The following is a 13,459-nucleotide window of genomic DNA, read 5'->3' as shown; positions in this document are numbered from 1 at the left end:
TATTGTAGTAGAACACCCCCATGTTTTAAAAAAGAAACATTCCTCTTCTAGCGGATAAGAAGAGGAATGCCAAAGAGTAAAAAGATAGAAGTATATGCTCCCTACTTTACGATAAGAAACGATTCGGGATAAGCGCAGTTATACAACCGCTCCGTATTTCCCTTTTCACGAATCCATGTATCGAACTCCCGCTTGCCTTCTTTTAGTACAATGATCCGGCTGCCCGGGGTCTTATCTCCGTATGTATTACTACCACCCGAAGCACGACCGTAAGCCAGCGCAACACCGTAAAGGGTAGCGATGTAATCGTTCACGTGGTCGTGTCCTGCAAAAGCACCCATTACATCTCCACCTTGAAGCAGATTGACGAACAGGCCGCTGTTGACATTCGGAGCGCACTCCTTCTCATTGCGGTCGCCATATCGTTTGGTTTCGAGCGACTCCCAGGCTTGTGTATATTCGGGTAGCGGAATGTGAAGAAAGGCGAGTGCAGGCAAGGGAGTGCCCGCATTGTTTTCGGTGTAGCGACGACTTTCGCAACGATACCAATCGACCTGCGACTGCTGCACCCATCCATATCCTTTAACTGCCTTCAAGGTAGAATAGGCTTGACTATCGAAGCAATACAACAAAGCCGATGGCTGGGCTACGTCCGAGGTTTTATAAATGGGAATAATATGATTGCCTTCGCCATCAATGCTCTGAGCCACGTTGCGCAGAATGCAGTAGGGTTGCTCACTGATCATCCGGACAATCTCTTTGCGCTTCACCGCGTGTTCATCATCGTGATTGCCCAAGACTGCCGTCCAAGGAGTTTGCCGTGCAGAGAGTTCGCGGGCAATGTCAGTCCACGCACGCTGTACTTCGTCCGTAGTGGTATTGTCGCCGGTAAAAACGACCAAGTCGGGTTGTTCCGAAGCAAGCACCTCTTTAAGCAGGTCGATTACTACCCGGTTCTTCTCCGGATCATTGGCCAGATGCATGTCGGTGAACTGCGCTATTTTAAACGTTCCATCCTTGTCGAAACTCATTCGAGCAGGAGCCTGTTGCGCTTGTGCAAGCAGGCTTAGTAACAGCATGACGCTGAACATAATTTTTTTCTTCATGGGTTGAATATTGAGTTGATTTAATCTTTCTTCTGCCACCAAGTGGGCTGATTGGTTTTATCGTTTCCGGCACCGAACTGTCGAACAATGGCTGCCTTTACCTGCGTGGCGTTGTTGTCGTACTCCTGTTGCGGATACATCCAGCGCTTGGGCACCTCAGTACCCGGCGAACGTCTGAATGCAGGGTAGCCGGTACGCAAGTGATCAAAGAATGCATCCCAGTTGCCCTGATAAAAGGTAACAAGGTATTTCTGCATCACAATACGCTCTATACGGGCATCGGTGGTAGTGGCTTGTGCGAAATCGACCAAGGGCTCTTGCAGGTAAGCCTCAACCGCCTCTGCGTTGAGATACTGCGCGTATGCTTTGGCATGGGTGGCAAAGAAAGTAAACGAGGCACGGATACCGTTTTCGTAATATGCCTTACCATCTCCGCCAATCCATCCCCGCACCACTGCTTCGGCCAATATCTGTTGCAACTCGGCGTATCCCATCAACAGCGTAGGTTCTACAATCGGTTCTATCCGATAGCGGTCATTGATGGGCGAGATGGTTCCTGCCGTCACCTTCTTGTTAGCTTCACTATACGGAGCAGCCGGATCGCCTCCCTCGTACGAACTGAAGTCATTGATTGCCTTTCCTTCGGTTCGCCCTTTATTGGTTTGCGTGCAGAAGAGGAAGAGACGCGGATCTTTGCGTTCTCGCATCCGTCCGATGAAGGTGTCATCCATGTAGTAGCCCGACCACTGGGCGTTGAACTGAGGGTAGCGGTTGCCCTGCTGATCGAGATAGACAAGCTGTCCATTATCGGCCAAGCTCATCATCAGCGGTTTGGAGGTGACAATGGTTCTGAACTCGGAAGCAATGTGAAGCCCGCCCACATTGGTATGGTTAGAGAGTGTCATCAACACCTTCAGGCGGAAGGAGTTGATCAGTTGCCGCCACTGGATACTGTTGCCACTATAAATAATATCACCACCAATCGAGGAGGCGTGACCCGTCAAGAGTTCATCGGCTTCTTTAAGCTCTTGGAGAATACCGGCAAATACGCTTTCCTGCGAGTCGTATGCAGGTGTATACAGTCCCTCGGTTTCTCCTTTCAATGCCTCACTATACGGTATATCTCCGAAACGAAGGGTGAGTTCATAAAAATAGTACGCCCGGAAGAACTTGGCCAAAGCGGTATAAACAGGCTCTCCTACCCGTTCGGCCTCTTCGGCCATCTTCTGCACATTACGCAGGTTGTCGTAATAGCCAAAGCTGCCGCGTGTCCATTTATAGTATTGATCGGCATTCTCTCCGTCGGCTTGTATCACCTTTCGGGTGGCATACATACCATCGGTATCTCTCTTGAAGGCATTCATACAAAGCTGCGTCAACAGCAGTTTAGGGTGCGTTTGCAGCGCGTTATCGGGGTCGATATTCATGTCGCTCAGGTTGCCGCAAGAGACAGCTATGCAAACGGTGAGCAGAAGTAATAATAGTTTTTTCATTTTTAGTCTGAATTAAGTAGATATTGGCTTAGAATTTTACATTAACACCTGCACCGATATACCGTGCGGTGGGATCATTGGCTCCTCCGTCGTTGTCATCGCCGGTATAATCGGGATCAACAAAAGGAACTTTCTTCCACACGGCAAGGTTGTTGCCGAAAACGGTTACCGTAAGCCCCTTGACCGCGCTATGCTTGGGCAACCGCTTGGTAAAGTCGTATGCCAGCGATACACGACGCAGTTTCAGGTAACTGCGGTCGAACACATTGGCAAACTGCTCGCTCTCTTGCGAAGAGACAAAGGCGCGGTAGGGATAGTTCTGACACCATTGCTGCCAGTCGACTGCCGTTGTATTCTTCTCATAGGTACGGGTATCGGAGATTACATTTCCATCTACATCGCGTTTCAGTTCGCCACCGGTAACCACTACCCCATCGGGCACATATACAGCATGCCCGGCAGCGTACTGCGCATCACGGTATTGCACCGAACCGGGGTGCTTACCTCCCCACCACAGTTTTTCGCTCAACACCGAGTAGATAACTCCTTTATACGCACCGTCGAGATCGATCGAGAGGGTAAAGTTCTTATATCGGAAAGTATTCTGCATTCCCATACGAAAATTGGGGTCGCGATGCCCGAGGTATTGGTTATACGCATCTTTGGTAGGCATGCCGTTGCCGTCGAGAATCAGTTTTCCATCGGCACTCTTCTGCCACTGCGAACCATAAAAGGCATCGGCACGGTCGCCCACCTTCAGGTCGCCAAACTTCTTTTGCCCACCGTAAATATCGGTCAGTTTACGCACACTCTTACTCCAGTTCACGGCAAAATCCCAGCTAAAGTCGCGCTTTTTAATGGCTTGTACATTGGCTACTATCTCAAGGCCGTTGGTTGTGTATTGGTTTCCGTTCACCTTGCGGCTGGCAAAACCCGAGGCATTGGAGATGTTGAGATCGATAATCTGATTCTCGTCGATGGTGTGATAATAGGTTACATCGAGGGAAATACGGTTGCGCAGTATGGCAGTCGACAAGCCAGCCTCCCACGAAGTCGTCTTTTGGGGTTTGATGTAATAATTGACCAGTTTATTGGGATATGAGATGGAGGGATGAGAACCATAGTTCGTATCTTTGGTATAGGTCGACAGAATTTGGTAAGGATTCAAGTCGGTCGACACCACCGCCCACGAGGCATACAGCTTCAGATAGTCGATTGCTTTGGGCAAGCGGACATATTCGGAAACCATGGTACTCAACGCCACCGACGGGTAGAAGTAAGAGTTCTGCCCTTTGGCCAAGGTCGACGACCAGTCGTTGCGCCCGGTCAACGTCAGGAAAGCATACGTATAGAAATCAAGGTTGGCCGAGCCATAGACGCTTCGTGTAGCTTTCTCGTTGCGCTGCGCAGTCGCGATAGCAGGGCCTTGTGTATTGCTGATACTATATACGAAGGGAACGATTAGCCCATCGGTCGATTGATACTCCTCGCGATAGTTGCGGTAAAAGAGCGATGAACCGGCATTAAGCGTAAAGAGTATATTGGGAGTGAGGTTCTCCGTATACGTTGCCAGCAGGGCGGCATCTACGTTGTTCTGATGGCGATTCCATACCTTATAATCGCCTTCGCGAGAGTCTCCGTAGTTCATATAGCTTTTGGGCACGGTCATCTCCTGAAGCGTAGTCCGGTTTCGCAAAGAGGCACGTCCCTGAAGGTTCAGTTTGGGAGATAACTGGTAGTTGAGTCGCAACTGTCCGTTCACCACATCGCGGCTTTCAGACTGCTTCAGCTCTTCGGCAGCGAAGTAAGGATTGTTATACCAAGAGTAGTTGTAGTTGGCCTGACGATATCCTTCCTGCCCCGGAACGTATTTGTGCTTTTGCAGCTCCTTGCCGTTCACATCATCACCCATCCACACCACGATGGTGTACATATGGTTCTTAGGCCCGTATCCGTAGCGCGGATAACTGGGCGAAACCACTTTGTTGTACGATAAGTTGGCATCGAGCTGCAAGTTCTTCGCCAGATCGAAGGTCGAGTTGAAGTTAATACCTCCGTTGTGCATTTGGGTCGAAGGCACCTGCCCCTTCTGATACGCATACTGCCCCGTGAGGAAGTAGCGCGCTTTGGCTCCCTTGTATGCCACCGAAATTGTATTGTTGGTAACTAAACCTGTTTGCAAGAAGTCCTTCAGGTTATTGTGCGATACCCAGTCGGTGGGCACACGCTCGTAGCGCGACTTATCATCGTACTGGGTTCCCTTTACATCACCCCACCAGTCTATCTGTTCGCCGGTTGTTTTGTCACGGATGGGGCTATTCCACTGTGCCACCTTATGACCGACGTTGAGCTTCGGCCCCCAAGTCATATCTCCATCCGATATTCCTCCGTCGGCACCATCCCAGAATTCATACTTACCGTTCGATCCGCTACCGTATTGATGTTGCGTTTCGGGCAGTACGGCAAAGCCGGCAGTCATCATATTGTTGGTCGAGAACTGAATCTCGATGCCCTCCTTTTGAGCTGTTTTGCTGGTAATAAGAATGGCTCCATTCTTACCTCGCGAACCGTAAAGAGCCGATGCAGCCGTACCTTTGAGCACGTTTACACTCTCAATATTCTCGCTCGATACATCGAAGAAATCAGTTTCTACCGGTACCCCATCGAGTACAACCAACGGAGTATTTCCACGCAGCTTGAAACTCGGAGCCTGAAACAGTCCCGTAGGATTGGCTACCAACAACCCCGCCACCTGCCCCGACAGTGCCGAGCCCACATTGAGCCCCGGTGTAGCATTGAGTACCTCACTACTCACCTGCTGAGTAGTATAACCAATCTTCTTCTTTTGTTGCTTGATACCGATGGCCGTAACCACCACCTCGTCGATCGCCTTTACATCTTCGGACAGTTCGACGTTGATCACCTTGCTGTTGCCCACTTGCCTTTCAACCGGATTGTAGCCGATGAAAGAGAATACCAACGTGCCTTTCTCGGGTGCTTCGATGCTGTAACGTCCGTCGAGATCGGTCACTGTTCCGTTCGTTTCATTTTTCACCAGAATGGTAGCTCCGATAATAGGCCCCATCTTGTCGGTAACGACTCCTGTTACTTTGATTGTTTGTGCCATGATAGCGAAGCTGCAAAGGAGCAGTCCACAAAAGAGCAGATAAAATTTACTGTTCATACTTGTTTTTCTTTAGAAATTTGAGATAATAAGCCCCCGGAACAAGGAGCAGATGCTCCCTGTTCAAGACTTATGCATTAAAATAAATGTAGGGTAAAGCCGATTAAATTTCGGTTAGTTCCACTTGTTTGAATACGGAAAGAAGATAAGATGCATCTTTGCGGTTGGCCTGCAAAGCATCTTCGAACGACTGGCTATCGGAGTCGATAGCCGAAAGAGCGGTTTTTAGTACCTGTGCAAAGTCGGTAGCTACCTGTTCGGCATTCATCCGATTGCTGCGAAGCTCCTTGCCAAGCTGCTTCTCAATGGAGCGAACGGCATTATAGATAATCGGCTTACGAATAACCGTACGCCGCATAGGGTCGCCGGGCACTACCTCTTCTCTTACTACATAGGTAGTCATAAACATCGTATACAAGTAGCCGGCTTCTTTGCCGAATTTATAGTTATTTTCATCGGCCAACGCTTCCGCAGTAGGTTGCTTGATGGCAGAATAAAACTTCCACGTCTTCTCCAGCACCACACTCTCCGTTGCTTTGCTACGATTGACCGACTTTTCATCCAGTGGTCGTAGCACGGAAGCATTCGCTATCAGAAGTAATACCATGCAGGCAGTTGTTAACACCATTTTCTTTTTCATACCTTTATCTTTTTAGATTACGGCACGAAGATCGCTATGAGCTATTACAAAGAGGTATCAACCAGATTACATTTTAAGACTCGTTAAGGTTGTAGCGGAAAAGGATCGTTTAATTACGTTTTTGGTTACAAAGGAGTTACATGCAGGAAGAGGGTTAAAGAGATAAGGCTTCAGAAGAGTTTATCACATACCAATTTGTGACAAATTTAAGAATAAAGAGACAAATCTCAACTTTATTACTATTAGCGTTAGCTATCAAATTATCAAGCCCAGTAGAATAAGAAATAGTTAAAAAAGTAGAATCGCTTTTCTTTTAACCCAGCAGGCCTGAGAACCCCAAAAGGATGTATCACTGGGCTATTAATAGCTCTTGGAGCACCCTGTCAATCGAGTGTTTCAATAAATTGATACACAATGAAGAGCAGTCGTTCCAATGCTAATTATCAAGCAATTACGAATACACATAAAATCTAAGTACAAAAAACAAATCAGTAGTAACTACGTTTCTATAATAAAGTGATAACCCGTATCTATACAACAAAGAGAGAGTATTAGTCTAAAGTCAATCGTATGAAAACGAACAATGTGAGGAAAGTCGGCAGCATTGAGTAAAACGTAAGTGGGAGCAAAGCAGAACCAGCCTATCCAATTTCTCAAATTTAAGAATACTAACCAAAAACTGCTAAATCATGAAAACAATTATAGTATTTATTAGCTTCGTGTGTTGCATACAACCTGTTTTAGCTCAAACGTATTACTATGCCGTTGATAAAACATTTCAAGAGGATGGATACACGTATCAATGTGATGTGTTGGAAGGAGCCAAATTTGTGACATTATATAACAAAGAGAATAAGCTGAATCATGTTGATCAAGTTATAAAAGGCACCAATCAAGTCGTAGAAGAATTATACACTCCATTTTTAGAAGAAGATAACTGGACCAGATCTAAATGTCGTGATATTGTAAACAATTCATTTACTGCGGCAGAGAAACAAAGATTAAAAGGGCGTGAGATTACAATAACAATGTATATCAGCTCAGAGACAGGGAGGATTATTGATGTTGAATTCCAATTTATATCAACAAATCCATTTGCCACAATTCCGGTATCTGTCTATCATAAAATTGAGACTGAATTAAAAAAGAATATCTGGTTTAGACCCAATGCGGAAGGTAAGAAAGTAAATTACATTTTTCGCGGATGGAGACAAGAAGTAAAATAAAGTCTATACCACAAGTCAACGTAATATTACATTTTAGGGTTCGTTAAAGGTTCTCTATGATATTAGCTAAAACAGCTTGTATGGGCTCTTTATTCATACTCACAAAATAACTCTACATGTGTTTTTTCTTTATGCAACATTGCATTGATATAGACTGCAGCCAGTTGGGATTTATAATTAGCATATTCCGTATAGAGCGTATACGATCGTGAGGCACCCGAATGAATCACGGCACGTGTTTCGGCACTGAACACAAAACCATCTTGACCGATGTCGACCTGTGTGGAAAGGTTATCCCCAACCTGAAAACCGGTAAAAGGGTGTGTCACAAACTCCGGTTTCACGGAGAGAAGAAAGTTCCAACGGCCTTCTTGTATTCCGATATAATTAATATCAAAGTGCTTCCGAAACCTCTGTAAGCAAAAAGAGTAAGGAATATAGGACGACAGTTGCAGGCTACGCAAGACGGTAGCTTCCACCAAAGAATCCTGCATATCAGTATTCTCTACGATGCTGTACTTTTTAGCGAGGCAAGCAATCGTCATCCTACCAGACAGATTCTTGGGCTTTCCATCCTTATCTATATAGCTCACTTTAGCCAAGATAGACAACGTATGATTAGCGTCAAAAGGCAACAGCATCTTTTTTTTCTTCTTCCTGAAAAACTGTTCCGCATCAAATGCTGCACTCACCTCTACATCACCAAGTGCATACGTTTTAGGGATTAAATTAAAGACATGGCTTGCTGTCTCCAGAAATTGCTGTGAAATAACAACATCTAGATTCTCATACCCTAAATAGCGAATCCGCAGGGTATCTCCCACTTCGCACAAAGAAGCATCCAAAAAGACCGTGCCGTCATCACCCGTAACCAAGTATAGCTTGCTTAGCAGCGCCACATCACAATAAGAAAGCGGGAGAGATGCTTCATCTTTTACACTCACACGGATCATGTTCGTGCTATAAGAAGATATAGCATATAGAAAATAAACTAAAACGAGAATAGTCTTTGTCATCATATGGTTACTCCTCTCCATTGCTACATTATTTACTTTTATTTATTGAGTAAAGAATAGCTTTATGTCCCTTGCTTAAACCTTTCATTATACGCTAAAATTAGTTAATGATGCGAATTAATCGGGGGTGCTTCCACTCGAAAGGCATCCGACAATAAGCCTCCGAGTGTGCTATATATTAAACTCCATTATCTGTCCGCCTCGCTCAATCCGAATATTGATACTTTGCTTATCCCGAAGATAGACGGACAACCGATCATGACAATCCTCTGCATGTAAGTCAAAGGCCCCATTGTCGATACTCAGCACTTTATCTTGCAACTGCAAACCGGCAGCTTCGGCCAATCCACCGACTTCGAGCAAGGCAACGTGTGCTTCTTCCTCTTTCTGCTTCAAATCAAAGCCAAAGTCTGAGAAATAAGCAGTGCTCTCCGATAGTTTGAACGTAGCAGATGGCTGTATATAAAGCCGTTTCTTCAAGCTTTCAAAGGCTAAAACGAAGTTTAGGCGTTGCATAAATCTTGAGCCGATCAAGTTGTGATCTACCTTAGCAGCATGGGCAATTCTACAATCTTTTACCTCGACTCCACCCCACTCTACATTGACATAATCCGAGAGGAAGAGCGTATCGGTAATGCTATCGTTAAAAGTATATCGATATTTTTTAAACATAATTTGTTTGGAGAGTTCGGTAAAGGTCTCTCTATCCACTCTGATTTCGCTATTAAAACCTAAATCAAACAGAAATTCACGCGATTTCCCGAGAGGTCGGATTGTCAGTTCTGTTTTTTTTGATGCCCCCATTTCTATTTTCGCATATCCTTTTACTTCTTTATTGAGCAGGGCCTTATCTTCTTTCCCAAATAAAATTATCTTCCGTTCATCCATCGAGAATTTCCAATAAAGAGCTTTAATCAAATTATCACCAAGTATTGGTTTAGAGGCAAAATCATAAATATATTCGTTCGGAGAGATGGCCGTAAAAAGAGGCTTTTTAAAGGACAAACCATATAGTTCGAAATTATGAGGATAATAAAGAGTGGTTTCTGTCTTCTCCCCATAGGCATTCAACGACTTAATAGGAAAAGTTCCCCAGAGTGTTGCCCCTATCTCGGCTAAAGTATTTGTTTGAGCCAAACACATGAATGCACCTGTATCAATGATAAAAGGCATCTCTTGACCATTCATCTTTCCATCAATCGTAAACCACCCCTCAGAGAAAGCCATGGGTACTTCTACGCGAAAGGTATCGGGCAACGAGTCTCCGATACTCGACGTATAGGTTGCATACTTGCCTATAGCTCCTAGCCCACACGAAGAAGAGGCTATAATAATAAAAACAAAAGATAAAACTTTTACTACTTTGTAGAATATAATATTATTCATAAATACACAAATTAAGAGAGTGTTTTAAGTGCTTGTTAAATGCCCAATATATGAAAAAAACAGAGGCGCAGAGAATAGCGTAATCAATGCCAGTTGCCATGAATAAACAAACATCAGGCAAACGGAGAATAGAAGTATCATTACATTGACCACCAGATCGAGTGATACATTGTTGATAAAGTTGCGTATCTTCACTGCATCGTTAACACGTGAAATGATTTCTCCTACACGCATCGTATCAAAGAACTGTTGCGGAAGCGTTAGGAGATGTTTATAGTATCCCAAAATCAATGCAGCGTCTATTCGTTGTCCGGTTTTCAATGCCAAAATACTTTTCATAGCACCTATAAACGTTCTCAGCAATAAGATTACGATCATCACAACGCCCATCAGGTTGAGCAGATTGGTGTTTTTGTCAATAAGTACATAATCGGTTATTTTACCAATATAAACCGAGGTAGATAACCATAAAACACTGTAAATCATAATGATAAAATGCTGTAGTTGATTTTTGACCACGACGTGTGCAATGACCGGTTTAGGTACTATCTTCAACGCCTCAAACTGTGCCCTGACCCCTTTGGCCGAAAAACCAAGCTTATTGGCCGCCTCTATCGAGCCCAACACGTTCGTTCCTTTCTGATCGGTAAAAGCGTACTGACGAATGCGCGAAACGGGAAACTGTAATCCAAAATAAGCACAAACCGATGCCAAGCAGGCTGCTCCGCAGTCGGTTATGTCATGTTGTTTGACGTTGATGCCTTTCTTACTCATATTCTTTTCTCCTATGTATTGCTTGTATTAATTTACTGGTTAGCGATCTCTGTTTTCCCTTCATACTGCTCCGGATTCACCCAATCGTCCATCTGTTGGTAAAGCAAATCAAAGAGCGATCGTCGCGTTACCATAAAGTGTGCACTTACTGTCATTCCCTTCTTGAGTCTACCCTTACGTCCATTCTTTAAAGTAAGATAATCACGCTCCATCCGGCATTTTACTTTATAAAACGAGTTGCCTTGGTTGTCTGTCAGAAAGTCCGACGAGATTTCTTTTACCTCGCCCGAGATGGTTCCCCACTCATTATAGTTAAACGATTCGACCTGAACTTGTACAGGCATATCAATATGGAGAAAGCCGATGTTGCGTGGAGTTACATACACCTCAATACAAAGTGTCGAATCGGGACTAATCATGGCTAGTGACTGCCCTGCTTGGAGTGTACTTCCACAGTAAATACCCGAAAACTGATCGACTGTACCGCTCACCGGGCTACGAACAATGTATCGATCTTTATCCTTGACTTCTTGTTTGAGCGCAGTATTCATTTCGCTATACGAGTTTCGATAGGTGTTTAAATCGGCTTGCCAGGTACTCAGCTGGCTTTCGGTTAGCGAAGCCAATTCGTTTTGCTGGCTCTGGTACTGAAAATGGTAGTTGTCATACTCTTCTTCAGATATCACCTTTTTCTCAAACAGTATTTTATTACGGTGGTACTCCTTCTCCGCTTTTGCAACTGCTGTTTCGAGTTCTCTTTTCCGTTTTATAAAATAAGCATACTCCTGCTTGCGAACAGACGATTGAAAGTTAGCAGGCTGCTGTCCTTGTACCAAATAAACCAAGTCTGCCAAATGAGTATTAAAGTCGCCTAAACGATTATTTTGATAAGATATCTTATTGTCCGGATTGTTGGTACGAAAGCGAAGAAGTGCATCGCCTTTGCGCACGCGGTCGCCTTCGCGTACATAGACAGAATCGACCTGTTCGGTAATTGCTGCTTTGATCTCCGTCCTCTCTGTAACCGGGCGCACCACCCCATTGCCCCGTACGGAGATATCGACATACACAAAAGGTAGCACCACCAAAGCCATCGTAACAACCAATAGCACTAGCCAGTAGATTTTCTGCGATTTCGTGGTGTGTTGATAAATGTAAGTCTCGATACAATTTTCAAGAAATTCATTGGGCAATAACATAATTCATTAGCTTTAGAGTGATTATAGCCTTATTTTACTTTTAATGCCGCAAAAATAAGCTACTAGCGAATAAACTTAGGTTATCGCCACGTTATCTTTAGGTTAAGGCAAACAATACCAAAGAAAAGCCTGCCGTCTTTTTGAAAAACCCCGCGGGAAAAATAAAAAAGTTGGCGGCGTTTTAATAAAACATCGCCAACTTTTATCCGCACAGTAAACCAGTATCTTACTACGTGCTATTTATCTCGTCAATGCTAGAGTATGCTGTGAAGCACTTTCCATCAAAGTGTGAGGGATGGTGAGGGAGAATGCTAACCTTTGTATCTTAAAAAAAAGAAAATAAAAAGAATATATGATTCAGAGAAATAAAGTTATAGAACCTCCCTAACCATCCCTCACCCGTCTACGTTTTTTTAATCAGAGCTATCTTACAACCTTAAGAATATATTTATTGATTCCCAAAGATAATACCCCACCCATACCGATAGCAAGTATATCTTTATAATCAAACACACCCTCGAGCCATGCGCCTATAATTGCATACAGAATAAGGCCTGCAACAATTCCAATTAGCTCTTTAATCGGAGCATGAGTTCCATTATAAGCAAACGAAGAATAAATAAAGAAAATAATGGGTACTTTAAATAGATGCATATAAGTGTCTGCTAAATATAAGTCAAATAAATCATTATCATCTATCCACGAGCCATAATATAATTTAAACAGAGCCGTGATAATAACAAAAAAACATCCCACCAAGAAATACACTATTCGTGTTTTTTTCATAATAAAATTAATTAAATAAGTTATAAAACAATCAACCAAAATCTTTGCTCAAGGTATATAATAAAAGACTTATAGATGCAACAATGCCTATTTTAACAAGCGTACTCCAAAAAGAATTATGCATGAATAACTCTCCTAACAACTCAATAATTGTATCTATCTTTCTATCCATAAACGAGATTAAGACATAAAGTACTTTTTTTTAATACTTTCACTCAATAATACAGCTATACCTGCACCGAGAAGGATAGCAATAATATCTTTAAAATCAACTGTATTATCATCTAAAAGCTCTATCAACAAAGAAAGCACGGTAATCCCCATGATTGAATAGTATTTAAGGCAGTATCGGGGATTAAAGGCCAAACAGCCCAATGAAAGTATAGGTACCGAAAGTAGACTTGGGAATACATCTGCCAAATAACAATCAAAATATTGGTTCTGGTAAATAAAAGGTCTATAAAATAGCTTACCAAAGTACAGCATAGCATTCGCTAATAAACACATCAAAATAATCTGCAATCTCAGTATCATCATACATCTTAGATAACTAGAAATAAAAAGGATGTCCCTAATTTAGAAATTGGGATATCCTTTACATTAGTTTTTTTACATTTATTACACCCCAAATGCCTCTTGTTTATTAAAA

At 43.5% G+C, this 13,459-nt stretch carries 10 protein-coding genes and 1 pseudogene; 1 reads left to right on the top strand and 10 read right to left on the bottom strand.

The window, feature by feature from the left end:
• Positions 1 to 101 precede the first annotated feature (101 nt).
• The 4 genes from TY03_RS01085 to TY03_RS01070 all read right to left on the bottom strand — a co-directional run bounded on the left by TY03_RS01085 (position 102) and on the right by TY03_RS01070 (position 6,423).
• Positions 102 to 1,106 (bottom strand): metallophosphoesterase family protein, encoded by a 1,005-nt coding sequence (locus TY03_RS01085; RefSeq protein WP_042366556.1) that lies wholly within the window; start codon positions 1,104 to 1,106, stop codon positions 102 to 104.
• A 20-nt stretch (positions 1,107 to 1,126) separates the two neighbouring features.
• Positions 1,127 to 2,599, bottom strand: a complete 1,473-nt coding sequence (locus tag TY03_RS01080; protein ID WP_042366554.1) for a SusD/RagB family nutrient-binding outer membrane lipoprotein — start codon at positions 2,597 to 2,599, stop codon at positions 1,127 to 1,129.
• A 28-nt stretch (positions 2,600 to 2,627) separates the two neighbouring features.
• Positions 2,628 to 5,783: a SusC/RagA family TonB-linked outer membrane protein gene (locus TY03_RS01075; RefSeq protein WP_042366552.1), complete on the bottom strand. Its 3,156-nt coding sequence runs from the start codon at positions 5,781 to 5,783 to the stop codon at positions 2,628 to 2,630.
• Between the two features lie 103 nt (positions 5,784 to 5,886).
• Positions 5,887 to 6,423, bottom strand: coding sequence for a hypothetical protein (locus TY03_RS01070; RefSeq protein WP_042366550.1), 537 nt, complete (start codon positions 6,421 to 6,423; stop codon positions 5,887 to 5,889).
• Between the two features lie 689 nt (positions 6,424 to 7,112).
• On the opposite strand from TY03_RS01070, the gene TY03_RS01065 reads away from it, so the two are divergent.
• The gene (locus TY03_RS01065; RefSeq protein WP_042366548.1) at positions 7,113 to 7,649 is read left to right on the top strand and encodes a DUF5043 domain-containing protein; all 537 of its coding nucleotides are present in this window, start codon (positions 7,113 to 7,115) and stop codon (positions 7,647 to 7,649) included.
• Between the two features lie 89 nt (positions 7,650 to 7,738).
• Here TY03_RS01065 and TY03_RS01060 read toward each other — a convergent pair whose 3' ends face one another.
• From TY03_RS01060 to TY03_RS01035, 6 genes and pseudogenes are all read right to left on the bottom strand, one after another.
• The gene (locus TY03_RS01060) at positions 7,739 to 8,668 is read right to left on the bottom strand and encodes a hypothetical protein (protein WP_187373964.1); all 930 of its coding nucleotides are present in this window, start codon (positions 8,666 to 8,668) and stop codon (positions 7,739 to 7,741) included.
• A 168-nt stretch (positions 8,669 to 8,836) separates the two neighbouring features.
• Entirely contained in the window at positions 8,837 to 10,051 is a 1,215-nt protein-coding gene (locus TY03_RS01055; protein WP_042366544.1) for an aspartyl protease family protein, read from the bottom strand.
• Between the two features lie 31 nt (positions 10,052 to 10,082).
• A pseudogene (locus TY03_RS01050) lies at positions 10,083 to 10,825 on the bottom strand (ABC transporter transmembrane domain-containing protein); the annotation flags it as partial.
• A 32-nt stretch (positions 10,826 to 10,857) separates the two neighbouring features.
• A complete protein-coding gene (locus TY03_RS01045) occupies positions 10,858 to 12,024 on the bottom strand; it encodes an HlyD family secretion protein (protein ID WP_042366543.1) in 1,167 nt (388 codons plus the stop codon).
• A 423-nt stretch (positions 12,025 to 12,447) separates the two neighbouring features.
• Positions 12,448 to 12,810, bottom strand: a complete 363-nt coding sequence (locus TY03_RS01040; protein WP_052332356.1) for a hypothetical protein — start codon at positions 12,808 to 12,810, stop codon at positions 12,448 to 12,450.
• A gap of 180 nt (positions 12,811 to 12,990) precedes the next feature.
• Positions 12,991 to 13,347, bottom strand: coding sequence for a hypothetical protein (locus TY03_RS01035; protein ID WP_052332355.1), 357 nt, complete (start codon positions 13,345 to 13,347; stop codon positions 12,991 to 12,993).
• Positions 13,348 to 13,459 lie beyond the last annotated feature (112 nt).

It is taken from the genome of Bacteroides neonati (assembly GCF_000499785.1).
Taxonomy (GTDB): domain Bacteria; phylum Bacteroidota; class Bacteroidia; order Bacteroidales; family Bacteroidaceae; genus Bacteroides; species Bacteroides neonati.
The sequence above is the reverse complement of the archived record's forward strand: the minus strand, read 5'-3'. Positions and strand labels throughout refer to the sequence as shown.

What these genes read in the sequence shown, in the direction of transcription:
- TY03_RS01085 (WP_042366556.1), bottom strand. Translation starts at nt 1,106, where the DNA reads ATGAAGAAAAAAATTATGTTCAGCGTCATGCTGTTACTAAGCCTGCTT.
- TY03_RS01080 (WP_042366554.1), bottom strand. Translation starts at nt 2,599, where the DNA reads ATGAAAAAACTATTATTACTTCTGCTCACCGTTTGCATAGCTGTCTCT.
- TY03_RS01075 (WP_042366552.1), bottom strand. Translation starts at nt 5,783, where the DNA reads ATGAACAGTAAATTTTATCTGCTCTTTTGTGGACTGCTCCTTTGCAGC.
- TY03_RS01070 (WP_042366550.1), bottom strand. Translation starts at nt 6,423, where the DNA reads ATGAAAAAGAAAATGGTGTTAACAACTGCCTGCATGGTATTACTTCTG.
- TY03_RS01065 (WP_042366548.1), top strand. Translation starts at nt 7,113, where the DNA reads ATGAAAACAATTATAGTATTTATTAGCTTCGTGTGTTGCATACAACCT.
- TY03_RS01060 (WP_187373964.1), bottom strand. Translation starts at nt 8,668, where the DNA reads ATGATGACAAAGACTATTCTCGTTTTAGTTTATTTTCTATATGCTATA.
- TY03_RS01055 (WP_042366544.1), bottom strand. Translation starts at nt 10,051, where the DNA reads ATGAATAATATTATATTCTACAAAGTAGTAAAAGTTTTATCTTTTGTT.
- TY03_RS01045 (WP_042366543.1), bottom strand. Translation starts at nt 12,024, where the DNA reads ATGTTATTGCCCAATGAATTTCTTGAAAATTGTATCGAGACTTACATT.
- TY03_RS01040 (WP_052332356.1), bottom strand. Translation starts at nt 12,810, where the DNA reads ATGAAAAAAACACGAATAGTGTATTTCTTGGTGGGATGTTTTTTTGTT.
- TY03_RS01035 (WP_052332355.1), bottom strand. Translation starts at nt 13,347, where the DNA reads ATGATGATACTGAGATTGCAGATTATTTTGATGTGTTTATTAGCGAAT.